Origin of the sequence: Flavonifractor sp. An91, assembly GCF_002159225.1 — a bacterium.
GTDB lineage: Bacteria > Bacillota > Clostridia > Oscillospirales > Oscillospiraceae > Flavonifractor > Flavonifractor avicola.
Genome location: NZ_NFHA01000025.1, coordinates 17,518 through 43,839, shown reverse-complemented (window position 1 = coordinate 43,839; position 26,322 = coordinate 17,518). Strand labels below are relative to the sequence as shown.

The 26,322-nt window shown below is 50.6% G+C and carries 28 protein-coding genes and 3 pseudogenes; 2 read left to right on the top strand and 29 right to left on the bottom strand.

Annotated features, from left to right (window positions below):
- On the top strand, positions 1–954 hold a 954-nt coding region (locus B5G42_RS13260), incomplete at its 5' end, for an IS30 family transposase (protein WP_087271281.1).
- Between the two features lie 175 nt (positions 955–1,129).
- Here B5G42_RS13260 and B5G42_RS13255 read toward each other — a convergent pair.
- The 26 genes and pseudogenes from B5G42_RS13255 to B5G42_RS13135 form a co-directional block, all read right to left on the bottom strand.
- The gene (locus B5G42_RS13255) at positions 1,130–2,341 is read right to left on the bottom strand and encodes a tyrosine-type recombinase/integrase (RefSeq protein WP_087271267.1); all 1,212 of its coding nucleotides are present in this window, start codon (positions 2,339–2,341) and stop codon (positions 1,130–1,132) included.
- Positions 2,342–2,484: 143 nt separating this feature from the next.
- Positions 2,485–3,720 (bottom strand): tyrosine-type recombinase/integrase, encoded by a 1,236-nt coding sequence (locus B5G42_RS13250; protein ID WP_087271264.1) that lies wholly within the window; start codon positions 3,718–3,720, stop codon positions 2,485–2,487.
- Between the two features lie 61 nt (positions 3,721–3,781).
- Positions 3,782–4,018 (bottom strand): helix-turn-helix domain-containing protein, encoded by a 237-nt coding sequence (locus B5G42_RS13245; RefSeq protein ID WP_087271260.1) that lies wholly within the window; start codon positions 4,016–4,018, stop codon positions 3,782–3,784.
- Positions 4,019–4,027: 9 nt separating this feature from the next.
- Positions 4,028–4,558 (bottom strand): type II toxin-antitoxin system PemK/MazF family toxin, encoded by a 531-nt coding sequence (locus B5G42_RS13240; protein WP_087271256.1) that lies wholly within the window; start codon positions 4,556–4,558, stop codon positions 4,028–4,030.
- Between the two features lie 192 nt (positions 4,559–4,750).
- Positions 4,751–5,071 carry a hypothetical protein gene (locus B5G42_RS18210; RefSeq protein WP_162611106.1) on the bottom strand — a complete coding sequence of 107 codons (321 nt, stop codon included), beginning with the start codon at positions 5,069–5,071 and terminating at the stop codon, positions 4,751–4,753.
- A 110-nt stretch (positions 5,072–5,181) separates the two neighbouring features.
- A complete protein-coding gene (locus tag B5G42_RS13235) occupies positions 5,182–5,631 on the bottom strand; it encodes an RNA polymerase sigma factor (protein ID WP_087271253.1) in 450 nt (149 codons plus the stop codon).
- A 149-nt stretch (positions 5,632–5,780) separates the two neighbouring features.
- Positions 5,781–5,945: a hypothetical protein gene (locus B5G42_RS18205; RefSeq protein WP_162611105.1), complete on the bottom strand. Its 165-nt coding sequence runs from the start codon at positions 5,943–5,945 to the stop codon at positions 5,781–5,783.
- A gap of 255 nt (positions 5,946–6,200) precedes the next feature.
- Positions 6,201–6,608: a winged helix-turn-helix domain-containing protein gene (locus tag B5G42_RS13230; RefSeq protein WP_087271250.1), complete on the bottom strand. Its 408-nt coding sequence runs from the start codon at positions 6,606–6,608 to the stop codon at positions 6,201–6,203.
- 2 nt (positions 6,609–6,610) lie between these two features.
- A complete protein-coding gene (locus B5G42_RS13225; RefSeq protein ID WP_087271247.1) occupies positions 6,611–7,006 on the bottom strand; it encodes a metal-dependent transcriptional regulator in 396 nt (131 codons plus the stop codon).
- Positions 7,007–7,168: 162 nt separating this feature from the next.
- On the bottom strand, positions 7,169–8,824 hold the full coding sequence (locus tag B5G42_RS13220) for an ABC transporter substrate-binding protein (RefSeq protein WP_087271244.1): 1,656 nt from the start codon (positions 8,822–8,824) through the stop codon (positions 7,169–7,171).
- A 24-nt stretch (positions 8,825–8,848) separates the two neighbouring features.
- The gene (locus tag B5G42_RS13215; protein ID WP_087271241.1) at positions 8,849–9,628 is read right to left on the bottom strand and encodes an ABC transporter ATP-binding protein; all 780 of its coding nucleotides are present in this window, start codon (positions 9,626–9,628) and stop codon (positions 8,849–8,851) included.
- Positions 9,622–10,407 (bottom strand): ABC transporter ATP-binding protein, encoded by a 786-nt coding sequence (locus tag B5G42_RS13210; protein ID WP_242961227.1) that lies wholly within the window; start codon positions 10,405–10,407, stop codon positions 9,622–9,624. The genes B5G42_RS13215 and B5G42_RS13210 overlap by 7 nt, the downstream gene beginning before the upstream one ends.
- Positions 10,404–11,225 (bottom strand): ABC transporter permease, encoded by an 822-nt coding sequence (locus B5G42_RS13205; RefSeq protein WP_087271234.1) that lies wholly within the window; start codon positions 11,223–11,225, stop codon positions 10,404–10,406. Before B5G42_RS13205 ends, B5G42_RS13210 begins: the two co-directional genes overlap by 4 nt.
- The gene (locus B5G42_RS13200) at positions 11,222–12,160 is read right to left on the bottom strand and encodes an ABC transporter permease (protein WP_164475026.1); all 939 of its coding nucleotides are present in this window, start codon (positions 12,158–12,160) and stop codon (positions 11,222–11,224) included. Before B5G42_RS13200 ends, B5G42_RS13205 begins: the two co-directional genes overlap by 4 nt.
- Positions 12,157–13,920, bottom strand: coding sequence for an ABC transporter ATP-binding protein (locus tag B5G42_RS13195; RefSeq protein WP_087271232.1), 1,764 nt, complete (start codon positions 13,918–13,920; stop codon positions 12,157–12,159). The genes B5G42_RS13200 and B5G42_RS13195 overlap by 4 nt, the downstream gene beginning before the upstream one ends.
- Positions 13,913–15,673: an ABC transporter ATP-binding protein gene (locus B5G42_RS13190; protein ID WP_087271229.1), complete on the bottom strand. Its 1,761-nt coding sequence runs from the start codon at positions 15,671–15,673 to the stop codon at positions 13,913–13,915. The genes B5G42_RS13195 and B5G42_RS13190 overlap by 8 nt, the downstream gene beginning before the upstream one ends.
- Before the next feature lie 81 nt (positions 15,674–15,754).
- On the bottom strand, positions 15,755–15,940 hold the full coding sequence (locus B5G42_RS13185) for a cysteine-rich KTR domain-containing protein (RefSeq protein WP_087271277.1): 186 nt from the start codon (positions 15,938–15,940) through the stop codon (positions 15,755–15,757).
- Positions 15,941–15,948: 8 nt separating this feature from the next.
- Positions 15,949–16,584, bottom strand: a complete 636-nt coding sequence (locus B5G42_RS13180) for a TetR/AcrR family transcriptional regulator (protein WP_087271226.1) — start codon at positions 16,582–16,584, stop codon at positions 15,949–15,951.
- A 222-nt stretch (positions 16,585–16,806) separates the two neighbouring features.
- Complete coding sequence (locus B5G42_RS13175; RefSeq protein WP_242961226.1) at positions 16,807–18,141, bottom strand: CHAP domain-containing protein; 1,335 nt, start codon at positions 18,139–18,141, stop codon at positions 16,807–16,809.
- Complete coding sequence (locus B5G42_RS18735; protein WP_087271222.1) at positions 18,084–18,590, bottom strand: hypothetical protein; 507 nt, start codon at positions 18,588–18,590, stop codon at positions 18,084–18,086. Before B5G42_RS18735 ends, B5G42_RS13175 begins: the two co-directional genes overlap by 58 nt.
- Before the next feature lie 33 nt (positions 18,591–18,623).
- Entirely contained in the window at positions 18,624–19,412 is a 789-nt protein-coding gene (srtB, locus tag B5G42_RS13165; RefSeq protein ID WP_087271219.1) for a class B sortase, read from the bottom strand.
- Between the two features lie 18 nt (positions 19,413–19,430).
- Positions 19,431–20,183, bottom strand: coding sequence for a DUF6674 family protein (locus tag B5G42_RS13160; protein ID WP_087271216.1), 753 nt, complete (start codon positions 20,181–20,183; stop codon positions 19,431–19,433).
- A gap of 26 nt (positions 20,184–20,209) precedes the next feature.
- Complete coding sequence (locus tag B5G42_RS13155; RefSeq protein ID WP_087271213.1) at positions 20,210–20,614, bottom strand: DUF6075 family protein; 405 nt, start codon at positions 20,612–20,614, stop codon at positions 20,210–20,212.
- Positions 20,611–21,798: pseudogene (locus B5G42_RS13150) on the bottom strand (TraE family protein); the annotation flags it as partial. The gene B5G42_RS13155 and the pseudogene B5G42_RS13150, both read right to left, overlap by 4 nt.
- A 333-nt stretch (positions 21,799–22,131) precedes the next feature.
- Positions 22,132–22,968, bottom strand: coding sequence for a hypothetical protein (locus B5G42_RS13140; RefSeq protein ID WP_087271212.1), 837 nt, complete (start codon positions 22,966–22,968; stop codon positions 22,132–22,134).
- 73 nt (positions 22,969–23,041) lie between these two features.
- Positions 23,042–23,392, bottom strand: a complete 351-nt coding sequence (locus B5G42_RS13135; RefSeq protein WP_087271209.1) for a glutamyl-tRNA amidotransferase — start codon at positions 23,390–23,392, stop codon at positions 23,042–23,044.
- A gap of 376 nt (positions 23,393–23,768) precedes the next feature.
- Between B5G42_RS13135 and B5G42_RS13130 the strand changes: the two are divergent.
- A pseudogene (locus B5G42_RS13130) lies at positions 23,769–24,359 on the top strand (TraG/TraD/VirD4 family protein); the annotation flags it as partial.
- A gap of 126 nt (positions 24,360–24,485) precedes the next feature.
- Here the strand turns inward: B5G42_RS13130 and B5G42_RS18730 are convergent.
- The 3 genes and pseudogenes from B5G42_RS18730 to B5G42_RS13115 all read right to left on the bottom strand — a co-directional run.
- Positions 24,486–24,839 (bottom strand): annotated as a pseudogene (locus B5G42_RS18730) (type IV secretory system conjugative DNA transfer family protein); the annotation flags it as partial.
- Between the two features lie 346 nt (positions 24,840–25,185).
- A complete protein-coding gene (locus B5G42_RS13120) occupies positions 25,186–25,383 on the bottom strand; it encodes a hypothetical protein (RefSeq protein ID WP_075877500.1) in 198 nt (65 codons plus the stop codon).
- A gap of 14 nt (positions 25,384–25,397) precedes the next feature.
- Entirely contained in the window at positions 25,398–26,321 is a 924-nt protein-coding gene (locus tag B5G42_RS13115) for a hypothetical protein (protein WP_087271207.1), read from the bottom strand.
- Position 26,322 lies beyond the last annotated feature (1 nt).

The following is a 26,322-nucleotide window of genomic DNA, read 5'->3' as shown; positions in this document are numbered from 1 at the left end:
CATCTTAGCATAGAAGAACGCAGTTGTATACGGAAATATTATGTGGATGGGCTGAGCTACCGAGAGATCGCACGGCTGGTAGGAAGGAACGTGAGCACGATTTCGCGGGAGATACGACGAAACTGTACACATATGTATGACATTCCCACTTACTATCCTCATACAGCACAAAAGAAGTATCTGCTGCGGCGCTCCTATTGCCATCGAGGGATGTTCCATTCACAGGAAGTGATTAACTACATCAATGAGAAATTGAAAGCGACATGGTCACCGGAACAGATCGCCTGCACACCATGCGAACTGAAAATGCCCAGTTGGCGGACAATCTACCGTTGGATCTATGAGAAATACCTGGTGAACGGGAACTTGAAAGTGCTGCGGCGCAAGGGGAAAAGCCATGGGAGCAAGGAAACACGTGGAAAATACAGTAAGGGCAAGTCGATCCGCAAGCGGGACAAATCTGTGTACAGCCGGAAAGAGGCCGGCCACTGGGAAGCAGATACGGTTGTAAGCGGCCAGGGCAAGAGCAAGGCCTGCTTCGCCACACTGGCGGAACGTAAGACGCGTTTTTACATTGCAGTTAAGATTCCGGACCGAAGGGCTGAGACCATGGAGAACGCGATCGTCTCTGTACTTTCCGCTTTCCCGCCACAGTTGGTCAAGACAATTACTTGCGACCGGGGCACGGAATTTGCTAACTGGCGCAGAATCGAAGAACGGCTGCACTGCGATGTCTATTTTGCCGACCCCTATTGTGCTTGGCAGAAAGGCACTAACGAGAATCTGAACGGCCTGCTCCGGGAGTTCTATCCGAAAGGCAGGAATCTATCCAGGGTCGCTCCTGCCACGCTAAAACGAAACCTGGCGTTAATTAACGCCAGGCCTCGCAAAGTTTTGAATTTCCATTCTGCCCAGGAATTATGGGACTTCGAACTCAATTCCTGTTGCATTTAGTTTGACAATTCACTCTCTGCAATAAAATCAGCGCTTGCTGAACTGCGGAGCGCGACGGGCTGCCTTGAGGCCGTACTGGCGTACAGTTTAGCGCCGGTTTTCCTTGATTTTATGGGCTTTTTGGCCTCTGCCCTCAAATGTTGCCCCAGTATTTAATCATAAAAATGGGGGCATTTTAGACACCAACAGATGGAGCAAATGCAGCATTTACAACACTCAGAAGTTGCTCCGGTTTATTATACTTCACCTGCGCGTAAATGTCCATAGTCGTCTTACTGTTTTCATGCCCGGCAAGATATTGAACAGTTTTTGGGTCAATGCCTGCATACAGCAGGTTAGTAATATAGGTGTGACGAAGTTGATGTGGGGTTACATCAAAGTCAATGGCATACATTAACTTCGGGTTATTTTTCTGATGACTGCCAGGGGTAGGCGTTACCGTACACTTCACGCACTGGCCATTTACATACTTATAATAGTTATGGGGTTTCGTAGAGCGAACGGTTACATATTTCCATACCCGCTGAAACTGCGAAGATGAAAGAGGATTTCCATTTCTGTCAGCAACCACATATTCCGATTCGGTTTTCTCTTTCACTTCCCGCAGGCAGTCTGTCAAACACTTTGGGATCGGAATATCTCTCCGAGCCGCCTTCGTTTTCAGCGTTGTGGAAATCACCGGCCTGTTATTTTCTGAGCGCCATGCTCTCCGTACAGAGATGTACGGCGTAGGAACATCCAGAAATACGCAGTCCCATTGCAGTCCCAAAATTTCTTCGCGCCGCAGACCGGAATATAAAGCGATCATTATAAAGGTATAGGGTGGAAGTCCTCGGACAGTATCTAAAAGCAGCTTCACTTGCTCATCCGCCAAGGCATTTATCTTTTTCCCCGGTTTTCCCCCTTTGGCCGAGAGTCCCTCACAGGGATTATATTCAAGTAACTGGCTTCGCTCTGCCGAATAAAAGACACATTTCAGGAGCATATTTACCTTACTATACAATCCAGCAGATTTTGAAGCCAATGGAATCATCGCAAGCCGAATATCGTCTGCAGTCACATCCTCAAGATACATATCGCCTAAAGGTTTGACAATATAGTTGTTCATGGTCTGGGTATATCCTCTCAACGTGCCGGAAGATACCTTTGCCGACTGCATGAGCAGCCACTTCTCGCAATACTCTGCCACCGTTGGATGTTTTCTGCGGAAAACCGCCTCCTCTACCTGGCGTCGGGCCTCCATCTCCTTTAGCTGGAGTTCCTCGCAGGTTTCAGCATACAAGTCCACTCTCTTTCCATCGGCATCGGTGATCCGAGTCCTGTAATATTGAATACCCCTCCGCATGGTAGTGCCATACCGGGGAACATTTTCTTGTTTTTTCGCCATGATTTCAGTTCCTTTCTATTTAATATGTATTTCAGCGCCGATACCTTCTTTATACTGAAAAACCATGGCTCTATCAAAGGTGCGATTCTGGAAAACGCAAAGGACGGGGAACACTCCCCGCCCTTTGTGCGTTTTCTGTCTGATTATGATTGTGCCGCTTCGTATTCACCGCCATCCCATTCTGCAAAGGCTCCGCTTAAAACTCCTGCCAGTTGCTCCGGTTTGTTGTACTTTACCTTCGCATAAATGTCCATCGTGATCTTACTGCTCTCATGGCCAGCCAAGTATTGAACTGTTTTCGGGTCTACCGAAGCATGAATCAAATTTGTGATGTAGGTATGACGAAGCATGTGTGGCGTAACCTCAAAATCCAAGCTATATACCACATGACCATTGTTCCGTGCTTTTTCACCCAGCTTCGGGTAAAGCATATACTTCACATATTTCCCGTCCACAAGTTTGCGAGCTATCCTCGGTTTTGCTGTCCGTGTCACGATATACTGCCAAAGCCGCTTAAACTGCGTATAAGACAACGGCTCTCCATCCTGGTTGGCAATTACATAGTCTGATGTCGATTTTTTCTTTGCCTCTTTCAAGCACTCTGCCAAACGATCCGGGAGAGGAATATTCCGCTCCGCAGCCTTTGTTTTTAGCTCTGTGAGAATAACCGGCCTGTTATGTTCCGTGTGCCACGCACGCCGGACCGTCAGATACGGCGCTTCTGTATCCAGATATACTGAATCCCATTGCAGCGCAAGGATTTCTTCCCGCCGCAGTCCGGCATACAGACCAATCATCACAAATACATAGGGCGGCAACCCGCGAATGGCGTCCAAAAGCCGTTCTACCTGTTCATCCGTCAAAGCCTGCCGCTCCTCCTGCGGAACGCCTCCGCCTTTTGCCTCAAGGTATATCGTCGGATTTGTATCAATCACATGGCTCTCCTTGGCCGCCCGGAAAATAGACTTGTAGAGGATTACCACGGACTTATATACTGAAGCCGACTTTTTAGAGACTGGCACAAGGGCAACCTGGATGTCATCCAGGGTTACATCGGCCATTCGTTTCTCACCCAGCTCCTTGATAATATGCCGCCGCACCTTGGATGTATAATCAATCAATGTGGTGGCACGGATATGGACGGACTGCATCAGAAGCCACTTTTCACAATACTCGGCGACCGTGGGGGATTTACGCCGGAATATGGCGTTGTCGATTTGCTCAAGAGCCGCCATTTCCTTGTCGTAAACTTCCTCGCGGGTTTTTCCGTAAAGAATCACCCGTTTGCCATCTGCGTCCTCAATATCTGTTTTGTAATACTCATGCCCATTTATCTGGACTTTGCTGTACCTGGGAATTCGTTTTCTTTTTGCTGCCATTTTTCTACCTCCAAATGCAATCAGTGTTGTATCTTTGTTTTACCAAAACCGCACGATTTGCTCAAAGGTGCGATTTGTTTCCTCGCACATTTCGGTAGGTTGCTTTCTTTTCCACAGGTTTTGCCCGATAGGTGCATTTAGCAACATATTCCTGAAGGTAGGCAGAAGTGAAATATACGCACCCATTCGGTACATATTGAATATAGGAAATCAAACCGCTGTTTCTGGCTTCATCCAAGGTGGCAAGGCTGATTCCCAACAGTCTTGCCGCCTCCTTACGAGTAATCAGCTTTTCCATATTCAATCTTCACTTCCTTTCCTTCTTTTTTACCACTTCATAGTCAAAGCCGGGCCGCTGGCCGCAGTAGGTGCAGATGTCCTTTTCCACCCGGTCAGGGTGGACCCTGCGCAAATAATAAGAGCCTGTGCCGTAGAAGTTATTGGCACAGGCCGGGCAAAGGCACATGATTAAGTTTTCGGGAACTTCCTCAATCAGCCCAACGCTGACCGCCAGCGCGTGATTGATTTTGCGGATATGCTTTTCCTCCAGATGTCCGATGTACGCGCCCAGCCGTTTCTTGTCAATGGTGCGGAGCTGTTCCAAAAGAACGAGAGAAGGCAGTTCCAGCCCGTTTTCCGCCTGGAGAAGATAGTGGGTGGGCAGCTTGGCCTTGGCGTCCACTTTGCTGGAAATGGCCGCCACAATGACGGTGGGGCTGTATTTGTTCCCCGTGTTGTTCTGAAGAATAAGGACGGGGCGATAACCTTCCTGCTCGGAGCCGATTCCCCGGCCCAGATCGGCATAGTACATATCGCCGCGCAGATATGTCCTGTTCATGTCTTATGACCTCCCTTTGAAAAATTAGGCGGCATGGGCCGCCTATGTAGAGGCCGCACAGCAGAACAGAATGAAGGCCGGGGAGAGATAAAACCATTCTCCTGTTTTCATTGGCCCGTCCTGCTGTACGGCCAGTATTTCAAAGGTGCTCCTATTTGTCCTCGACGCCCCGAAGCACCGGGTGGGAAGTCATCAAACGGCTGGCGGCTTGCCAGCTCCACGGGGAATCTCACCCCTCGCGTGGTTCTCACGCAACCGCCCCCATTGCCTGCGACGGATCACGGCAAAATAGAGCCGCTTCAACGCTCGGACGTTAGGCTGGACGGGAGTATCATTGTCCCCGCTGCCGGTCATGGCCGTACCGGGAGCCATCCGGTACTGACAGCCTGCTGTTTCTCGCTCCTTGCCGGGAAGAACAAACCAAAGACCTGCATTTTCTTTTTCGGTGGTGTCTCGTTGTTTTCTTCCGGCAGATCGCCGCGCAGCAGCCGCCTGGGCTTTGGCTTTCGCCAAAGCAGCGGGAATGTGCCTGATGAATGGGTATGCAGTTTTCAAAGTTCCGGGAGAGATAAAAAAGACCTCTCACTCTATTTGCCGTTGAGTGAGAGGTCTAACAACCCTATTTACTCAAAAAAGTTTTTCAGCTTTTTGAGTATCCGGTTTTTCCGCTTGTGGACGGCCTGTTGAGAAATGCCCAGGGCCTTTGCCACTTCGCTCTCTGTTTTTTCGTCAAAGAACAGGACAGAGATGAAATCCCGTTCTTCTCTGGTAAGCTGCATAAGCGCGGTATGTAGCTTGTCCACCGCAAGTTTTCGGATCACTACATCCTCCACGCTCTCCGCAGCAGCGGCAAACTGGCGGGCATTTTCTTCCATGAGCCTGTCCAGGGAATCCTCCCGGCTGGGGAGAACCTGCTTGATTTCGCCGTTGCTGCCGTAAACCGGGCGCTCGCTTTTCAGATCTGCCTCAAAGTAGCGCATTTTCCGGTCGCCCCGCATATAAGCGGTATATACTTCGTCCGTAACCTCGACAAATTGGCCGCGAACCCATATTTTCTTTTTACCAGCGTCCACGCTGTGTACCTCCGTTTCGTCTGAATTTCGGGAAGAAATCCAGACGGACGGCGGCCCCCTGCAATGGGGCTGGCTTGTCCTAACGGGAAATAACAGGAATCTGCATTTCCCGACATAGAAAAAGCGCGTACACCTTCTGGCGCACGCGCTTAGCTGTTGTCTTTTGCCGGATGATGGGTAAGGCCCAGGGAAAAAGAAAAAGCCTGTCGAACAAAAAATACCGCAATCCCCTTGAGGAGTGCGGTATGTACGGAAAATATTTTTTGTTCGTCAGTTGGCGGACAACCGCCAGGTTCCTTTCTTTTTGGCTCCATGCTATCCCCTTATGGGGACAAGCTGACAGAGATCACCACCTTTCCCCAAACTAAAATGTTAATAGGGGTAGTATAATAGGTGAAATGCAAATAAAATGAGCAAGAAACGCAAATGGAACACAATTCGGTCGCAAGTTCAGACAATATGCGGCGGGAAAATCTCATAAAAAATCGACATTTGCAAGGTTTTGGCGAGTTGGAGTGAAAACAGACAGGAAAAAGCAGCAGCCTAAACCGTTAGACTGCTGCCTTATACTAAGAATGAACCTCGAAGCAATACCCTATATCCCGGATACAGGAAATCACAAACGGCGGTTTGGGATATACGGCATATAGTTTCTGCCGCATACTGCGGACATGGCTGCCCACCGCGATATGTTCGTTGCCAAAGGGTTCTTCCTTCCAGACTTTTTCATACATCTGCCCATAAGTAAGTACCCGCCCTTTATTGGTCACTAACAGGCAGAGCAGGGCAAACTCCTTGGTATTCAGCTCAATTTCCTGCTGGCCGTGATAGATTTTTCGGCGGTCTGGGTAGATTTGCAGGCCGGGAAGGGACAGGATCGGCTCCGGGCCGATTTCCCATGTTTTCAATTCCGGATGAAGCTGTAAAAAGGCAAGAAAATCTTCAAATGTCCTTTCGTCCTTATCCTCCAGTTCCATAATCACGACTCGTCCGATGGTATCACCTCCCGGCTGCCTGAGAAGGCCGCTTCTTTTAACTTCTGAAAGCTTTGTTCACTGATGACGTGTTCCAGCCTGCAAGCGTCCTGCGCCGCAATATCCTTGGGGACACCAGCTTCGATGAGCTGCCTTGTGAAAAATTGGTGTTTCTCATAAATCTGTGTAGCGATTTGCAAGCCTGAATCTGTGAGGGAGAGTGTGCCATCGGTATTTTTGATAATATGCCCGAATTTGGACAATTCCTTGACAGCCCGGCTTACAGAAGGCTTTGTAACCCCTAAATGTACAGCTATATCAACACCCCGAACGCTACCGCGCTTTTGATGAAGGATAAGCACAGCTTCAAGATAATCCTCCATAGATGATGTCAAGGCCAATGGCGCACCTCCTTTTTGAATCATTATGCCAATTTCAAAGATTCCTGCCTATCCATCACAATATTGTATCCTCATTTACATCATCCGATATGCCAAAAAACAGTCATTCGTTATATGCAGGAACAATGGTATGAGACAGGTGGAACTTAAAAAACATGATATTTATTTAAGGTGAATTGCCGCAACATCTACATGGTTGGGAATGCTATTAAAGGTATAGGACTCAATCACATCGCTATTGAATACAGCGTATTCATTTCGATAGTTGAGCGGAATAATCACGCTGCTTTCATTGGCGGAGTTTAAAGCCTCTGTAAAGATTTCTTGGACAACTGCTGGATCGTCTGTATTATACAGTCCAGCAATCAACGCTTTGGCTTCTTCATCACTCATAGAGGCCAGCGCCTTGGCAACCTGAGGATCGGTGGAGTAAATACCGCTGGGGTCTGAATAATCGGTGGACGGATACATATTGGCTACAAAAGTATAGGGGTCATAAGGGAACCAATAACTCATGTAAGCTGTCATCTCATAATTATCCTCCATAAAGACCTGCTGCATGAACGCCATTAGATCAATGGGGTTAGTTTTAATCTCAATACCCAGTTCTTCCATAGCACTTTGGAAAAAGAGAACCACATTGTCGTACACACCCGTGGATGGATATGTAATGGTAAAGGACAAAACCTTACCATCCTTTTCGCGGATTCCGTCGCCATCGGAGTCTACCCAGCCAGAGTCCTCCAGAAGGGCGATTGCACCTGCCATATCGTAATCCGGGGTTGTCACAGTTGCATCACAATAAGGCATATCTGCTGGCATTACCGAATTAGCCGCAGTTCGCAGACCGGCATAAATATTCTGTGCGATGGATTCTTTATCGATCGCCATTTGGATGGCCGTGCGAACATTTTGGTCATCTAAAGGAGCAATCTCATCATTGAGGGCGATAAACTCAGTCACAAAGTTGAAATCAGATATAATTCCCGTGATCCCCTCTGTTTGCGAAAGTTCCTGATAGGAGTTCGCATCCAGTGTGTCGGAGCCAATAATAAAATCTACTTCTCCAGATCTCATAGCGGCGACCTTGGACTCAGGGATGACTTTTACAGTAAAACGATCTACATCCGGTTCTTCGCCCCAATAATTCGGATTTTTCACAAATGTGTATTCCGTGGCAGTTTCATTCACACTTTCGAACATATAGGGGCCGGTGCCGGGAGTATGGGTCATCAGATACTCCGTATTGAGAGAGCCATCATCATTAAAAGCAGCGGCAGAGAGAATACCGCGAGGCATCACCATAGCAAGGTCATTCAAAACGTTGTAGTATGGGCGGCTCAAATGGAAAGAAACGGTATACTCATCATCTACAGTAATTTCTGTAGTTAGCATATCCAGTTGTCCATAGTTTGCACTGGTTCCAATGACTGACTTCATATTGTCAAAGTAGAGCTTGACAGCCTCGGCGTTAAAAGCAGTTCCATCATTAAACTGCACATCTTCTCGTAAATAGAAAGTATAAGTGAGGCCATCCTCTGAAACAGTCCAGTCGGTGGCAAGGCAGGGCTGATATTCCCCGTCACGGTATTCCACCAAGCTCTCGCAAAAGTTGTTCATGTAATATGTAGTCTCATAGGACTGAACGCCGGGGGCAAAGCCCATAGAAAAATTGGCGCTCTGCGCAATAGAGATGGACTTCTCTGTTTCATCGGAACCGGAAGCAGGATTATCCTGTCCGCCACCGGTAGTACCACAACCGGCAAGAAGCATGACGCTCATAACACCGACCAACAGCAACGATAAGAGTTTTTTCATTTTACAACACTCCTTTTTGATTTTTTATTGTAAGGCCAGTCGCTTGGAACGGACGGCCTTGACAAGCATTTGTGAATAGGGTTCTTGAAAATCAGAAAAATGATGTGGCTGTTCCACTGTTTCAATAATTTTTCCTCTGCGCATCACATGAATGGCACCCTCCATATACATTGCGGTGTCAAGGTCATGGGTGATGATGAGAAATCCAATCTGAAGTTCCTTATGGAGTTCTTTCAAAAAACCCAGGATTTCTTTCTTCAAAGTGACATCCAATCCATTGAAAGATTCATCAAAAATAATATATTGAGGACGGGTTGCCAGAGCCCGTGCAATACACAATCTTTTCTGTTGACCGCCGGAAAGCTCGTTAGGCCGATGAGAAAGGGTGGAGCGTTCCAACCTGACCATATCCATGAGTTCCAGGCATCGACACCTCCTATCCTGGGCTTTCATATGAAACAGGAGTTGTAGAGGTTCCTCCAGAATGGCGGCAACGCTTTGATGGGGATCCAACGAACCCAGGGCGTTCTGCATTACCAGTTGTACCTTACCTCGAACAGAACGAATCTCTTTCCGCTTACAGGAAGTGACCTCCAAATCACCAAGAAACACTTTTCCAATATCAGGCATCTCAATGTAGGACAAGACTCTTGCCAAAGTGCTTTTTCCACTTCCGCTTTCCCCCACAAGTGAGGATACGCATCCATCTTTTAGTTCCAAAGAGACATCTGACACGGCGTCAAAAACTGTGTGTCCGCTATCAGGTAATGAATATTGTTTTGTAATATGTTCGGCTCTCAGCATAGTCCCTCCTGAAACAGCACGCTGGCCTGAACAAGTTGTCTGGTATATTCGTGCTGCGGTTTTGTAAAGACATCTTTGGTTTTTCCGGTTTCAATGATTTCCCCATTCTTCATAACGGCCACCCGGTCACATATCTTAGCGGCCACGCCAAAGTCATGGGTCACAACGATCATGGAAACGCCAGATTTTTTTAATTTCTCTAATTCATTCAGGATCAGATACTCACTGGCAGCATCCACAGCAGTGGTAATTTCATCCGCAATAATCAACTTCGGGCGTTGAAGAAGGGTGAGGGCAATCATAACGCGTTGCAGTGTGCCTCCAGATAATTCATGAGGATAACTTCCAAGGATTTTTCTCGCATCAGGCAAATTGACATCTGCAAGCGCAGCAGCGAATCGTTTTCGGAATGCCATCTTCTCTGTTTGGCCTTTCAGTGAAAATCCCATCTCCACCTGCTTTCCCAGCTTGAGCATTGGGGCAAACGCGGTCATGGGGTTCTGAGGGATCATACTGATTTGCCTCCCCCGATAGTCTCTCAATTCGCTCATTTTCACCGTGAGCATTTCTCGCCCATTCCATTGGATGCTTCCAGTTTGGTCAAATAATCGGGGATTGAGAAGTTTCATAATACACTTGCTGGTCATACTTTTTCCGCTTCCGCTCTCCCCAATCAACCCCAATGTTTCCCCGTTGCCCACAGAAAAGCTGACGGAGTGTACAAGGACTTCTTTTGTCCGCTTTGTGCAAATGGAAAGATTACTAACCGTGAGCATCATGATCCCTCCTTTGGAGCACAGAGGTCTCGCAGGGCCTCCCCGAATAAATTGAATCCAGCCGCGGCAAATAAAATGCACAGACCTGGATAGACCAGCAGTTCCGGATGGCTAAACATTAGTTTATTGGCGTTCACAAACATTGCGCCCCACTCTGCCGTGCCGGTCTCCAATCCCAAGCCCAAGAAAGCATAGCTGGAGATCATAATGATAATGGAGGACAATCCTGTGCTATATATCACTAACAAATGTGGCAGAATATTCGGAATGATATGCCGGAACACAATGCGCAGTTCTGAGCACCCGGACATTCTACAGGTGATGACATACGGTTGACTCCGTTCTCGGAGTACATGGGTGCGAACCACCCTCGCATTCCACACCCACATAGCAATCACAATGGAAAGAATGATGCTGGTTACTTTGGACTCAAAAAGCCCTACCAAAGTAATTGCCACGAGGAATGGCGGAAATGCCATAAAAATATTGGATACCACCTCAAATACCCGATCCACAATACCGCCAAGATAAGCACATAAGGTTGCAATGACGGTACTGATAATAGCCAATAGCAGCAAAGTAGGAAGCGCAATACTCAAAGATTCCCTGGCTCCGTAAATTAAGCGAGACAAAACGCATCGTCCAGGCTCATCTGTCCCAAGTGGATATTGTGTATCTGGCGGAGCAAAACTATGGGCCACATTCAGTTGCATAGGATCATTAGGTGCCAAAAAAGGGGCAAAGACCATCACCAGAAAAACAATCAGCATCATGGCAAGTCCAATTAAAGCCTGAGGGCTGTGGATAATTTTACGAATCATGATCTTCCTCCCATCTGGCTTTGAGGATTCAACAATGTGTTCAGGCAGTCTGCAAGGAAATTGACCAAGACAAAGATAACGGCAGTGAGCAATACACACGCGTTGATTGTTATGGTATCCCTGGCGTTTAATGCTGTCACCAACATGGAACCGAGACCCGGAATGGAGAACACACTCTCCACCATAGAACTGCCTGCAATCATAAACCCAAAGCTCTGCGCCAGCATGGTAATTAACGGAGGTAACGCAAAACGGCTTACCATGTTTGCAATTTTCCATTCTGATACTCCCCGTGCCCTTGCATATAATACAAAATCACTGTTATATCCATCTAACAGGGAAGAACGAAATACCCGAATGGTTCCTGCCGACGTAGGGATAGCCAATGCCAGAGCCGGAAGAACAAAATCTTTCAGACTGTCTGCCCCCATAATGCTGAAAATAGGGAGATACACAGCAAAAGCAAGTAAAAGCATGAAACCGATCCAGTAATTTGGAAGTGACATACAAATAATTCCGAACAGGTAGATGCTTTTATCCGCTAAACCTCCTTTTCTGCTGGCGGATAAAACTCCAAGGGGAATACAGATTACCGTACTAAACAAAAGTGCTAACACAGCCACAATCAAAGTTGGCTGTATGGATGCCGCCAGTTCCTCCACAATGGAACGTCCCGTGTTGTATGAGTTTCCAAAATCACCGTGCAGGGCATTCCACAACCAAGAGCCATATTGCTGGAGGATAGGTTTGTCAAGGCCAAGTTCTTCCCGCACTAATTCAATCTGCTCCGCGGTTGGCCGACTGTAACGACGCACAGCCAATGCCTCAGCCGCATCTACAGGGGAGAGGTTTGTGTAGACAAAGGTCAGAATGGTTACCCCAAACAAGACAATCAAAAGTAATACAATTTTAGTGAGTACTTTTTTCCCTATCATTTTCCATTGGCCTCGCCTTTTCTCGGATCAGTAATGCGCCACGATTCTGCCGATTTCCGGGAATGGACAAAATCTCCATAGATCCCGCCCTGCTTTATCAATTCTTCGTGGGTGCCATGCTGAACAATCTTTCCGTGATCCACCACTAAAATCTGGTTTGCATGGCGCACCGTTTTCAGGCGATGGGCGATCATAATAATGGTCTTGCCTCCGGTTAATGCTTCAATGGCCGCTTGAAGCTCCGCCTCATTCTCCGGGTCAACATTTGCGGTAGCTTCATCCAAGATGACAACGGGAGCATCCTTCAGCATGGCTCTGGCTATGGAAAGCCGCTGACGTTCACCGCCAGATATTGTGGCTCCTCCTTCACCAATCACTGTGTCATAGCCATCAGGCAACGCCATAATAAAATCATGGCAGCGGGCAGCTTTTGCCGCAGCCACCACTTCTTCATGGCTCGCCTCCGGCTTACCAAACTTGATGTTATTTTCAATACTGTCGTTGAACAAATACACATTCTGAAAAACCATACTGAAATTGCTCATCAAACTGTCCAGCGAATAGTCTTTTACATCAATGCCGCCCAATTTCACGGAGCCTTTTTTCACATCCCAGAACCGGGCCATAAGGCTGGTAAGCGTTGTTTTGCCGGAAGCGGAGGGCCCCACAATAGCGGTAGTCGTGCCTTCTGGAATGGTGAAGCTCACATCATCAATGATTTTCCGATCTCCATAGGAGAAATCCACATGGTCAAATGAAATATCATGGCTTTTCGGCACCTGAACCGAGCCGCTCTCGTCCATCCTGGGTGCCCGATCAATTTCCTCTACCCGGTCAATGGAAGCATCAATCATCGGTAGCATAAAGAACATCTCACCAGCCGATTCCAATTCGCTGTATACCAGGAACGCAGATACCACCATCATCAAACAGGTGAACAGCGACATATTCCCTTGCAGGAAAAGCCAGATGGAAAGCAGGATTGCCAATACAGAAGTAACGCGCAAAACAACCTGCTCCAGCACGTTGTAGGGGATGCGTTTGCGCTCCAATTTGAAGTTTTGATTTTCTGTTTCTTTGATGGTATTGTTTAGAGTTTGTTTTGCCGCTTTATCCCCGTGGAAAGCGCGCACCACACTCATACCCTGGATGTATTCCAGCACAGCATCCACCAATTTAGTCTGTGCAGCCAATCGTCCTGGGGAAAGCTCACGGGATTTCTTAAGCAGTCGAGAATTGACCCAAAGGAACAGCAGCGTCCCAACAAAGAACACAAGACCGATTCTCCAGTCGAAGCACATGATCGCCAGAGAAAAAACCGCAGTACGAATCATACCCACAACTGTCCGGGCAATCACTGCGAAAGACATACTCTCCAAATCGGACATTGTGGAGGTTGCTGCCGCAGTAAGACTGCCCAGGCTCTGCGCGTTGAAATAACCCATCGGCATATATTTCATGCGTTCACCGATGTGAATACGCTTTTCTCCGCACATTCGGTAATTAGCGTGTCCTTCGCTATTGTGGGCCAGATACCAGCAGAGCGCGGCACCAGCCACACTAACCACCATAATTCCCAAAGCTGTCCATGCGGTGGCCCCGGTTATATTCTGTTCCACCAACGCCCGTAGCACGATCAATAGAGCGACAAATTGTAACGCTTCAAAGATGCTCCGCAGCAGTTCAAAGGCCATACCTTTATACCAGGTACTTTTCTCTGTCCCGGAAAATCGAAAGAACCGTTTATATGCGTCAAACATACGCCGCACCTCCTTCCATCTGATCGTTGTCTCGCGCCTGCGTGTGAGCCGCCCACATTTGCTGATATAGCGGACACCGATCCAACAGTTCTCCATGCGTTCCGGAGTCCAAAATCTTTCCGTGATCTACCACAGCAATTTGTTCCGCCCCAGCAATGGTGGACAGGCGATGGGCGATCACAATGAGTGTCTTTCCATGAGTTAGCCGCCCTATGGCATCCTGAATGACCGCCTCATTTTCTGGGTCTGTGTAAGAAGTTGCCTCGTCTAAGATAACAATGGGTGCATTTTTCATCATGGCCCGTGCAATAGCGACCCGCTGGCGCTCTCCACCGGAGAGGTGTCCACCTGCGCCGCCTACTACAGTTTCATACCCGTGATCCAGACCCATGATAAACTCATGACAGCCCGCAGCTTTTGCCACCGCCTCGACTTCAGCATCCGTTGCCTCTGGCCTGCCCATGCGGATATTCTCACGGACGGACAAATTGAACAGATAATTATCCTGGGATACATAACCAATCAAATCCATTACCTGCTCTGGAGGAAGTTCTTTTGCGTCAACACCTCCAATGGTGATATGCCCGCCTCCAACATCCCAATAAGAGGCGATAAGTTTCGCAATCGTGGATTTACCAGAGCCGGAAGGCCCTACCAATGCCGTTGTGGTTCCTTGTTTGATGTCCAGGGTGATGCCGTTCAGAACTTGCGTATCCTTATAAGCAAAAGTCACATCCCGCAGCGAAATATCCAATCCTTTGAGATTTTTCCGCTGGGACGGACGCTCCAAATCAGGCTCGGACAATACGGCAGTAATTTCTCCGGTGATAGTAGCAATTTTAGAAAAATCATCCGTCAGAAAGATAGCCGCAACCAGTGGCCCCATAATGCCAAGAGACAGAATGGCAATGGTGATAAAGTCCGGAGCAGACAAAGAGCCGTTCATATAGAACAAGCATCCAACAGGTAATACACCAATCAGTACAGCAGGCCAAATCGTCATCATCAGAGCAGAATAGCCCTGGGTGGATTTCATCCAGTCCAGCATAAGATCCACGCTCTGACGGACAGCCTGTGTAAACTTTCCATAAGAGGCAGCACTTTGATTGAACGCCTTGATGACCTCAATCCCATTGATGTACTCCACAGTGGTGGCACTCATATACTTACTTGCCTGAACAACAGCACCGTATTTTTTAGGGTATTCCTTCATCTGGGCCATGTAACAGAGCATCCCGATGGGTATCGTAATCAGGGACACCAGTGCCATTCTCCAATCCAATACAAACAGGTAAATAATGATGGCGATGGGGACAAGCAGGTTAGAAGTCATTTCCGGGATGATATGTGCCAGAGGGACTTCCATTTGCTCTACACGCTCTACCATTGTTGTTTTCAGCCGCCCCGAAGGTGTATCCGTCAAATATCCCATAGAAACACGCGTTAATTTATCCGCAATCACCTGTCGTATTTCTGAAAGCACATGGAATGTCGCTTCGTGGGAACATCTGGTAGAGAGCCCATGAAAAACAGACTTCATCAGATAAGCTATAAGGGCAACAATTCCCCATGTTAAATAAGCAGAAAAATTCGTTTCACCTCCAATCAGCAGATTTACGATCCTTGCCACAGCGAAATATGGCACGATACCACTTGTGACGCTGATAACAGCAAGAATAATAGAGAGCAAAAAGCCTGATTGATGCGGTTTAATGAATGTCATCAAATTTACAGAATCTTTTTGTCGCTGCATATAATTCCCTCCTTTAAGTTAGCGAAACCTAACCGCTGACCAAAAGTAAAAGCCGACAATCCACAGGATTTATCCTGTAAATCATCGGCTCTGCGTCTTGGCGTCTGGCTCTGATAATATAATGTTTTGTCCCTGCACATCCACGATGTGTTCTTTTCCGCATTTAGGACAAAATAGCGGAAAGCGTTTGAGAACAGTATCCGGATTTACTTTCGTGCGGGTTTTGTTGCCGCAGGTAGGACAGTGAATCCAGCCATACCTATCAATCCACCCGTTCAATGGTTTTCACCTCCATCTCCGAAGAAGATAGATCTCCACCCGGCGATGTAGAAACGCCGCATCCTTTGGATATGCTCAACCGCCTGATCCTTTGGCATATCATGGATGACCACCTCGAACATTCCGGTATAAAAGGCGCTGGACAGCAGATGGCCCAGTTCCGGCGTAAGACGGCCGCTGGAGATTGCGTCGTTCCTGGACGCCTGAATATAGCGCATGGTGCATTGGTTATCCAGCTCCACAATCCGGTGGAGAAATTCCTGATATGTATTATTCTCTCCACTGGTCAAAAGTAGCTTGAACTCGTCAAAATGATCGTAGATATAGTCCACAGAAGCCCAAAACCATTGATCAGAGAAAGAATACATTTGACTGGTTTGTTCGGTTCCAGGCAACTGGTTAAACTGCTGCAACGCCGATTGTATCATACCACAAAAATCATCCATGGCGGGCTGTACAAGGGAACGATACAAGCTCTCTTTGTCCGGGTAGCGAATGTAAATTGCTCCTTTGCTGGAGCCGGCCTTTTCCGCAATAGTCTGTAGGGAGGCTCGCTCATATCCATTTTTTAGAAATTCTTGCTTGGCTGCTTCCATCAGCTTTTCCGTTACTCCTGCTACACGCTTTGCCATAGGGTGCCTCCATCATTTAAAACCGTTGGTTTCAATCCAACGGTTTTAATATAGCACAGCAGTCTGCAAAAGTCAATAGTCTTTCTTTGCTTCGCCATAAATTAAACGAAATAATATGACATTGAGTTGCTGGTATCTACCCGATTTCAGTCTAAAAAGCTATTTGAGTTATAGATATGTACCCAGCCGCCTGCGCGGCTGGGCTTCTTCTTTTTGAGGTTGTTAAAAATCTGGGCAGCCATAGCCCAGCACCTCATAATATCCCACGGGATAACTGTTCTGCCGGACGGAATCGCCGGAGTTGCCTTCAATGGTGTAAACGCGCCCGTTCTCCACCTTCTCCACAATCCCAGTATGGTCGGAAAGCCCGTCCTGCCCGTTCTCATCATCCCAGTCAAAGAAGATAATCATGCCGGGGGCCGGTTCGGCGGAGCCGTCCATCCATTGGCCCCTGTCCTTGAACCACTGTACGCCATTGACGCACCCGGCGTATTTGGGGATTACGCCGGTATCAATATAGCCGCACTCGTTGGCGCACCAGGAAACGAAACAGGCGCACCATTCCACGCGGCTGGAAAAACCATACCAGCTCCAGTACGGCTCGCCGCCCACGTTCCCTACCTGGGAGAGCGCCACGGAGACGATGGCCCCGTCCTCGGTGTAAATGCCGTAAAGAACGGCGCTCCACAGGCTACGGTTTTCCTCGGCCAAAAGCTCGGCAAGCTGCTCTTTCTGTTCCTCGTCAAACCCGTACTGCTCCGCCATTTCCTCGGCGGTCTTGTGGCTGACGGTGATATACAGATAGGTTTGGGTGACGGTGGTTTCCGTCTCCACGATATTGCCATTGCCGTCATCGGTTTCCGTGATGACCGTTTCCGTTCTGGTTTCCGTGCGGGAAGATATTTGGTTCATCTCCCAGAAAATATCCGTGAGGATGGCCTTCTTGCTGTCGTCAATGGTGGCCACCTCCTGGGGGTTATCCGGGTCGGTGGTCGTCTTGACGGCATAGACGGCAAGCACCTCCGGCCAGACGGCGCGGGAGCCGGACATCTCCAGCACGTCATGGGACAGGTTGGCCTTTGTGGTGTCGATCTGCTGCTGGTAATCATCGTTGATCTCCTGCACCACGTTCTGCATGGTATAGCCCGAACCGCTGTCCTCACCGGAAAAGAAAATGCCAAAGCAGGAGCCGATCAAAAGCCCGATGAGGCAGATAATGACAATGACCAGCACGGCGATCCAGCCCCCGGCAGCGATGGCGGCGATCAGCGCCTTGGTGGCTGCAATGATGGCTTTCACCGCCGCGATGGTAGCCTTGGCCGCAACCTTTGCAGCCGCAACCGCCGCCCTTGCCGCAGCGCGGGCCGCGTGGGCGGCGGCCCTGGCGGCTCTGGCCGTGGCCTGGGCAGTCCGCTGGGCGGCTTTGGCCGCCTGCTGTGTGGTCTTGATACTGGCCTTCGCGGTTTTTTCCGCCGTCTTGATGGATTTGCTGGCGGTTTTTACCGTCCCTTTGGCGGTAGCGGACGCCTGCTTGATGGTCTTGCGGCCCCTGTCCACGGTTTTAATGCTTTTCTTTCCCCGATCAGGGTCTTGACGGCCCCGCGCTCCTGCCGGAGCGTCCTTACCGGCTCGGAGATCTTGTCCGCCGTCTGCCGGGTTTTCCTCGCCGCCTGCTTCTTGGCTTGTTTTTTCGGTTGTTCGGCTGCGGCTTTCCGCTTCTGGATATTCTCATTGACCTTGGAAATGTTCTCCTTTGTGGTCTTTATCCCTTTGCGGCCCTGTTTATCAAACTGGTGGATCGCTTCATGGGTGACGCTATCCACCCCGGAAGAAAGACGGTCGGACGCATACTCGCCGGGGGAGCTTTCCGCCGCATACAGGCTGTGGTCGGCATTATCCCTGGTGCGGATATACGCCTCCTTCATCCGTTCAGAAGCAACCGCCGCTTTGTCAATGGCCTTAATGCCTTTTTCTGCGATATTCCTTGTCTTAATACCCTTGCCCATGGGCTTCACCTCCTTCCCAGGGCGGGGCCGCCCTTATTCCTCCAGCAGCTTGGCCACAACCACCATCCGCCCGTTGGTCCGGGAATACTCGCAGGTGGAAAGGGTGATGAGCTGGTCGCCATATTCCGCAGTCACGCCCGTATCATAGAGCGCCAGTTCCTTGCACTTGGCGATAAACTCGTCAAAATCTTCTTCCTGCTCGGCCCGGACGAAGTGGTAATACTTGAACCCTTCCTCCGAATAGGCCACCGTCTTAAAGGCGGCGATCACCTCATATTCGCCAAAACTGTCCAAAGTATCAAAACGGATGGTCTTGTGCTCCTGGTAGAAATCCTCACTCTCGTACTTGCACAGGTCGGAGAACATACTGCCGTTGTTCATGTGGTGGCCATACAGCACCAGATTGTCGGAAATGCCGACGTCGCAGTTTTCCTGCATATAGGGCACCCCATAGCTGCTGTACGACTTATCAAAAGCGTGCTTCAGATAGAAATTGGGGTTATCCTTGGTCTGCATGACGGGGTAATCAATCCGGGTGCCGGGAATGGAAATCCAGCCCACCAGGTCGCTGTTCTGGGCGTACACATCCGCATATTTCTCAAAGGCCGTGAGTTCTTTCGGCTCCTGGTCCGGCTCGCTGGCAAGCTCCAGCGTGGGCAGTTCCACATCTTCCTTGACCAGCCCGGCCACCTCGTCAAAGGCTTCGGCACTCTGTTTCTGATCCAGGTATTCGCGGGCCAGCATAACCCCGGAGAAAAGGAACAGGGCGGCACAAAAGGCCGCCCCCGCAATCATCAGTCTGTTTTTAACTTTGTCACTCATATTTTCACCCTCCTGTACTTATCGTGCCTGTTCTTTACTGGCCGCTTGGCGGCGCTGCCCGGCCTGGGCCGATTTCAGCCCCTGCAGCTCGGTTTTCACCGATGAACGCCCGCCATAGATTCGCTCCACCGTGAGCGCCGTATCGCGTTCCATTTCCGAAAATGCCTTGCCGCAAGACAGCACAAATCCCCGCAGCTTGGCAAGCACACCCTTATCCGCAGATAATTCCTTGCTTTCCTGGGGTTCCTTTCCCGCAAGGGCAAGTCCGGCGTTTTTGATGTGGCCGCCCGCCTGGTGCAATTCTTCCCGCATGGCGTCCAGCCTCACGGCGAGCTGCCCCATGCTTTTTTCTGCATGGGCAAAGCCACGTCCCATCCGGGAAAGAACCGAGGGGATACGCAGGGCCTGGGCAGCATGGCACAGGGCGGAGCGCCCTTTCTCCCGGAAAGTCTGCACCATCTGCTTTGCAGATGAAATGAGGTTTTCTTTTGCCGTGGAAACCATCACTTTGGTCTGGCGGACTTTACCTTCCACAGTGTCAACAAGCTGGGAGCACCGGGCGCGGATTCCTTTGTCGTGGAGCTTGCCCACCTCCAGGCGCATTTCCTTTATTTCGTCCATCATCTGGGACAGCTTTTCTTCCATACCGTCGATATAGCCCACCAGGGCCTGCACTTCTTCCTTTTGCTTTTGAAGCCCGCTCTGTTCCAGAACGGAAATCAGGTCTATGATCTGCGGATGATCCCGCAGCGCAAGAGCCGGTTCAGCCATGGTTCATTCCTCCATTCTCAAAATTATCATCGCGCCGGTTCCACCTGCTTTTTCGCAGGGGGCAGCTCCCGGCAGTATTCCGGGTAACGGATTTTCACGCCCTCCATAAAGTAAGGTGCAAACTCGCAGCAGAACAAATCCTCCGGGGAATAGGCGTTGCTGTGCTCCGGGTCGGTGTAGCCGTTCCAGAGATTGAAAGCAAGGCGGCACACCCGGACAGTGCCGCTGGTCTGCCAGCCGCCGTGCATGCCATCCGGCTCGATGCAATCCTGCTTGAAATCAAACATCTGGCGGATGTTTGCCCGCGTTTCTGGGGCAATCCCCATCACATAGAAAAAGGCCCGGTGGTAACAGTCGTTCCGCCGCGCCTCGCTCATCATATCTAAAAAGAAATCCCGGTGTTCCGGGGACGCAAAGCGGATATTGTTCATGCCGGCACCTCCTCGCCGCCGAATACGCCTTCACCGGGTTTGGTGGTCATCAAAGCATAGAGCCTGGTGTCACGGGGGAACCGGTTGATGAAAGGCACCAGGGCACTGCCATACCGGATGAGGCCGCAGCCCGCGTCTGCGTTGGTGACGTAGCTCATCTGCTCATTGGAAATGTTCAAGAGCTTCGCCAGCTTTGCCCGGTCGGATGCCGCCTGGTTCAACATGACAATAAACTCCGAGTTGGAGAGCATGGTGCTGGCCTGGACGGAATCCAAAAGGTACTCCACATTCTGCGTGATGGCTGTGGGATAAGCGCCGCGCTTTCTAAACTGCCTCCATGCGGAATTAAAGAAAATGCCGCTTTGCTCATTTTCAAACATCACATGAAACTCATCGATGAACACATGGGTACGCTTGCCCCGTTTCCAGTTGAGGGTGACGCGGTTCAGGATTGTATCGGTGATGACCAGGGAACCGGCAGGCTTTAGCTGCTCGCCCAGGCCGTGGATGTCGAACACCACATAGGGCTTGTTCAAATCCACTGTGCTTTCCCGGCCAAAGATGTCCAGGGAGCCGGTGGTGTACAACTCCAGGGAAAGGGCGATCTCCCTGGCCTTATCCTCTGGCTGCTCCAGCAGCTTATTCCGCAGGTCGCAGAGGGTGGCCACTCGCCCGATCTTCTCCGCCTCCGGGTACACCAAGGCGGTGCAGCGGTCAATGATGGATTTGTGCTGCGGCCCCACACCACGCTTGTCGATCTGCTCGATGAGGGACATGACAAACTGGCTCTTTTACACGATGGGGTTTTGCTCGCCGTAGCCCTCTACCATATACATGGCATTGAGGCGGTCTTTGCCGCCTGCCACCAGATGGGCCACTGTCGCTTTTTCCCGACCCAGAGCTTTGACGAGTGCGCCAAATTCTCCCTCGGGGTCACAGATCAGGATGTCGTCATTTGCGTAATCCGGGTGGAGCATAAGGAACGCGATCAGTTCCTTGGCGCTGAAGGACTTGCCCGCGCCAGGTACGCCCAGCAGGAAGGCCGACTGGTTCAAAAGGTTCGCCTTGTTGCACATGATGAGGTTGTGGGAAATGGCGTTCTCTCCAAAGTAAATGCCGCCTTTATCCTGGATTTCCTGTACCTTGAAGGGAATGAACACCGCCAAACTTTCGGTGGTGAGGGTATCCTCCCGGCTGGCCACCAGATAGTTGATGTCGCTGAATTTATAGGTTTTGGAGAACTTGTTTCCCACCAGAAAAATACCGTCCGGCCAGATACGGCGGACGGGGATCACATCCTGCACCTTCCGGGGGACAGTATAGCGTTCCTTTTCCTGCTTGGACATGGTTTTGATGGTCTTAATCATGCTTGGCCTCCTTCCGCTTGCTAAAGTGTTTCGGCTCCTGCCGGCGCTTCTTGCCGGGCCGCCCGGTTTGCAGCTCCTCGATGGTATCTTTTAGGGCCGCATAGTAGTAGTTGCTGTCCTCGAACTTAACGCATTTGTTTTCCTCCTTTTTTACAGGCCCATCATCTCGCGCACCACGCGGTCGGCCATTTTCACCGCGCCCACGAGAACGAGCATATTAAAGACCAGCTCCCCGATATAGCTCCATACCTGTGTGACAGCCGCCGCGTTGGGGTCAATAGCAGGCGGGGCCGCCGCGAACAGGGAAAAGATGATACAGGCCAGCACGATGATGGCCCCTTCCAGACACACGGCAGCATAGCTCTTGATAAAGCTCTTGCCCACGTTTTGGGTCGGTTCTCCGGCGAAGGTGGACAGGGGCACCGGCGCGATGGCCGTGTATAAATAGAGCTTAAAAAACCGCCCGTAGACGGTCATTATCATAATGAAAGACAATATCGTGATAAACAGCCCGCCGATAAGCGTGACCGCCCAGAGGGGGATACTCTCGAAAAATCCGCAGCTTTCCACCGCGTCAATGATCTCCTGCGGCAACACAGTCTGTTGGGCCGAACCAAAGCCCGCCGCGTTCATAATGGTGGAGACAAGGCCCTGGACAATATTAAAGAGGGCCATCATCAGCTCCAATCCATAGGTCACGACGCCTTTGGCGATGGCGAACCGGATGAACAGCTTCAGCGCGTGCTCCGGCTTTTTCACCTCGGCAAAGCTGCCGCAGGTGCGCATGACGCCCACCACAAAGAACAGCACCAAAAGCGCAAGGCCGATGGCCCGCACCGCGTCGTGGATGTTGACAATAACGCCCCAGATGGAGCCGCCCTTAAACTGTTCCGGCGATTGCGTAATGAGCTGCCAAATCTCGGACAGGTACTTGTTCCAGGTGTCGAGGGCATTTTGCAAATTTTGAACAACCCAGTTATCGGACATTCAACAACCTCCTTTCCGGCAACGGTAAGGGGCAGGCCGCCATGGACCTGCCCCCATACTGCCGTTATTCAAATCAGCCGGTAATCAGGGTCAGAATCTCCTTCGCAAACGTAATCACAACGCCGCCGGCCAGGGTAAGAAAACCATTGGCCCGCTGGCTGGGGTCGTGGGATTTGAGAGACAAGCCGATCTGTACCACGCCGAAGCCCAGCAGGATCATACCCACGGCGCGGATCAGGCCGAAGATGAAATCACTGAGGTTGTTGATAACCGTCAACGGGTCGCTGGCGGCAAAGGCCGTGGTGGTGCAGCAGCACAGCATGAGCACCAGAGCCGCATAAACGGCAAAGGCGCTCCGGCCCTTTCTGCCCATGGGCAGGCTGCGGGTTTCTTTCTTCTTGTTTTCCTTCTTAATCAATTTCATTTTGGGTGTCCTCCTTGAATTGAAAGATATTCTCCATGTCCTCATCGGACAGAAGCTCATAAAGGGTTTCCGGCTCCTGGATATTGGCAAGGTCGCCGGGGGTAAGGCGGCCAATGACCATATCCGCCACGGCGTTTTCAGTGCCGCCATGGGTAAAGGCCGCTGCACCGCCATCGGTGGTGTACTTGATGTTGGGGTGCTTTAAGAGGTCATACTTTTCATCCATCAGCGGCGCTTCGCCACGGATAAAAAGCAGAGCCAGGTTGTTGTCCAGCATACGGACCTCATCGGGCGTCATCAGCTCCGAGCCGGGGAGGTGCGGGAGGATGATGATTCCTACCAATCGCCGCTTGACGAACTGTTTGACCGGCTGGAAATGCGCTCCCCGGATCACATCGCTGTGAAGTATTACAAGGATTACCGTTCCGGCTCTGCCAAAACGCTGAAATCCATCCAAATCACCTTGGCGTCCCGCCTGGAAAAATTCAATCTTTCTTCTGTGGCGGCTCTTACCGCCACGGATGAACTGGACCTTTCCAGCCTGGGTGAGAAAAAAGTGGCGCTCTTTGCGCTGATCCCGGACAACGACGCCAGCTTCAATTTTTTGGTAAGCCTGCTGTATGCCAGCACCTTCCAGGAGCTTTTTTATTCTGCCGACCGGGTACACGGCGGCAGCCTGCCCACACCAGTGCATTTTTTGATGGACGAGTTTGCGAATGTTTCTCTGCCCGATGATTTCGACAAGCTGCTGGCCACCATGCGTTCCCGGAATATCAGCGTTTCCATCATCATCCAGAACATTGCCCAGCTCAAGGCGCTGTTTGAAAAGCAATGGGAATCCATCATCGGCAACTGCGATGAATTTCTGTATCTGGGCGGCAATGAAACGTCCACCCACAAGCTGATCTCCGAGAACTACCTGGGGAAAAGCACCCTCTGGCTGGACACCTACGGCAAGAGCACCGGGCATTCCGGCAGCTATTCCACCAACAACCAGATCACGGGCCGGGAGCATCTCCATAATCATGGGGAAATTCTTCTCGTCCTCCGGCGCTTCGTACCACAGATAAAACACCAGCGCCATGAGGAGCATACTGGCCGCCGTGTCCCAGAAGGGGTCGTTAGACTGGCTCCCTTTCGGGGTGGTGGCTTTGAACAGGTTCGTCACCATCTTCTGCACATCGTTGTCGGATTTCAGATAGGCAAAGGGATTGTAGCAGTGGCTTTTCTCCATGTTCAGAAGGTCTACCACCTTGATCTCATAGCCCATCCGTTCCAGCAGACCGCCGCAGTCACGAAGCAGCTCCCCCTTACAGTCCAAAATAAAAAGGGACGTATTGCATTGGCAGATGTTCACTTTGGCATAGAACCGGCTCTTGCCCGCGCCGCTGCCGCCCACCACCAAAGTGTTGAGGTTGCGGCGGTGCTTCCGGCCATCCAGCCCCATGCGGACGTGCTGGGTGAAAATGCGGTTTTTGAACGGGTCCTTGTCCCGGTATTTCTTATTCACGGCCCGCGGATCGCCCCATTTGGCGGAACCGTGTTCTTCACCTCGTCTGTAATTGCGCCGGGAAGAAAGATAAATGCCAATGCCCAGCCCATAGGCGGCAATAAAAATGAGGACAGTTTTTACACTGTCCTCACACCACACGATTTTGAATGGATGGTTCATTGCCGCAGGCAGGGCGCTGACGATCTCCGAAAGTCCCCCGGAAATGGCAGGCGCAATCAGCAGGGCGAACCAGATCACCGGGACCAGCCCCAGGGCATAGAGCCAGGGGCCGCCCGCCTTATTATCTGGCTTCATCCCGGCGCTTCGCTTTCTTGTCTTTTTGGGCTGGGGCGTCAATGGTTTTCAGCAGAACATCCTCCACCGGGCCGGGGTCGCGCTGTTCCTCCAGCATATCGTTGCGCAGCTCATTGAGGGCGCGAATCATGATCCCATGCTCATAGCTGTCCAGGGTGAGGACGACTTTTTCCTGTCTTTCCATCGCTCATACCTCCTTTACCGTTCCTGGTCTTTTTGCTTGCTGTCGCGGGTGAGGCCCATAGCCCTGGCCATACGGCCATTGAGGGATTTGAAAGCTTCCCGCATATCGGTGAGGGCCGCAGGAATATCCTCCCTGGGGACCTGCCCCTGAAATACGCCGTCCAATTTGGAAATCTCATACTCTTTGGCGTCCACGCCATACCGCTTGCAGAGCATATAGCTGACCGCATAAGCTTTGTAGCCGTCCGTTTCCCTGGAATAGCCATCCATACTTTGGGCAAGCTGCACGTTGGCAACCTCCAGAGAAACACAGCGGAAGATGTCCGGCGCGTCCATGCCTTTTTTCACCAGAATGGCGTTCTGCTCCGCAGAAAACATGGCCCCACGGCCCTGTGGCAGTTCCTCCACGGCCCGGATGGGCACCGGGGAACTGGCAATCAGGCCCTTTAAGAGCAGACGGTCATCGTAGCGCACCTGGGGCTGAACCTGATCCCGCGCCGTAGTCTGGGAAATATCATAGACTTCCTTGGCGTAAAAGTTCTGGCCCACGCTGCCATCCTCACGCCGGTATGCCTTGCCCGGCTCCAGAATGATGATGGGCAAACGCTTCTCATCCTCCAAAATCTCGATCCCCTGGGCGTGCCACTCCTTGTAGCCGCCTACACGCACCGCGTCGGGGCATTTATCCCCAATCAGAAGTGCATTGCGAGCAGAGTGGAAGGGAAAACGGCTCTGCACATCCAGATATGCCTCCATACTGCCCGTACCCTCGGAGAACTCTCCAAAAATCCGGTCCAAGGTGGCATAGGCTTCTTTTCGCTGTTTTTCCTCCCGGATCTGCCACCACTGGCGCTTGGGGCGCTCTTTCTGGCTTTCCTGCTTTTGCGGCGCGGCCTCCGCCTGGGGCTGCTGTTCAAACAGATCGTCAAAATTATTCATC

Coding starts and splice junctions, on each gene's coding strand:
- B5G42_RS13205 (WP_087271234.1), bottom strand. CDS start 11,225: ATGATTCGTAAAATTATCCACAGCCCTCAGGCTTTAATTGGACTTGCC.
- B5G42_RS13115 (WP_087271207.1), bottom strand. CDS start 26,321: ATGAATAATTTTGACGATCTGTTTGAACAGCAGCCCCAGGCGGAGGCC.
- B5G42_RS13155 (WP_087271213.1), bottom strand. CDS start 20,614: ATGAACAATATCCGCTTTGCGTCCCCGGAACACCGGGATTTCTTTTTA.
- B5G42_RS13215 (WP_087271241.1), bottom strand. CDS start 9,628: ATGCTGAGAGCCGAACATATTACAAAACAATATTCATTACCTGATAGC.
- B5G42_RS13195 (WP_087271232.1), bottom strand. CDS start 13,920: ATGTTTGACGCATATAAACGGTTCTTTCGATTTTCCGGGACAGAGAAA.
- B5G42_RS13220 (WP_087271244.1), bottom strand. CDS start 8,824: ATGAAAAAACTCTTATCGTTGCTGTTGGTCGGTGTTATGAGCGTCATG.
- B5G42_RS13180 (WP_087271226.1), bottom strand. CDS start 16,584: ATGGCAAAGCGTGTAGCAGGAGTAACGGAAAAGCTGATGGAAGCAGCC.
- B5G42_RS13120 (WP_075877500.1), bottom strand. CDS start 25,383: ATGGAAAGACAGGAAAAAGTCGTCCTCACCCTGGACAGCTATGAGCAT.
- B5G42_RS13245 (WP_087271260.1), bottom strand. CDS start 4,018: ATGGAAAAGCTGATTACTCGTAAGGAGGCGGCAAGACTGTTGGGAATC.
- B5G42_RS18205 (WP_162611105.1), bottom strand. CDS start 5,945: ATGGAGCCAAAAAGAAAGGAACCTGGCGGTTGTCCGCCAACTGACGAA.
- B5G42_RS13200 (WP_164475026.1), bottom strand. CDS start 12,160: ATGATAGGGAAAAAAGTACTCACTAAAATTGTATTACTTTTGATTGTC.
- B5G42_RS13160 (WP_087271216.1), bottom strand. CDS start 20,183: ATGGCTGAACCGGCTCTTGCGCTGCGGGATCATCCGCAGATCATAGAC.
- B5G42_RS13250 (WP_087271264.1), bottom strand. CDS start 3,720: ATGGCAGCAAAAAGAAAACGAATTCCCAGGTACAGCAAAGTCCAGATA.
- B5G42_RS13240 (WP_087271256.1), bottom strand. CDS start 4,558: ATGAACAGGACATATCTGCGCGGCGATATGTACTATGCCGATCTGGGC.
- B5G42_RS13140 (WP_087271212.1), bottom strand. CDS start 22,968: ATGTCCGATAACTGGGTTGTTCAAAATTTGCAAAATGCCCTCGACACC.
- srtB (WP_087271219.1), bottom strand. CDS start 19,412: ATGAGTGACAAAGTTAAAAACAGACTGATGATTGCGGGGGCGGCCTTT.
- B5G42_RS13190 (WP_087271229.1), bottom strand. CDS start 15,673: ATGCAGCGACAAAAAGATTCTGTAAATTTGATGACATTCATTAAACCG.
- B5G42_RS13255 (WP_087271267.1), bottom strand. CDS start 2,341: ATGGCGAAAAAACAAGAAAATGTTCCCCGGTATGGCACTACCATGCGG.
- B5G42_RS18735 (WP_087271222.1), bottom strand. CDS start 18,590: ATGGGCAAGGGTATTAAGACAAGGAATATCGCAGAAAAAGGCATTAAG.
- B5G42_RS13230 (WP_087271250.1), bottom strand. CDS start 6,608: ATGGAACTGGAGGATAAGGACGAAAGGACATTTGAAGATTTTCTTGCC.
- B5G42_RS13210 (WP_242961227.1), bottom strand. CDS start 10,407: ATGATGCTCACGGTTAGTAATCTTTCCATTTGCACAAAGCGGACAAAA.
- B5G42_RS13135 (WP_087271209.1), bottom strand. CDS start 23,392: ATGAAATTGATTAAGAAGGAAAACAAGAAGAAAGAAACCCGCAGCCTG.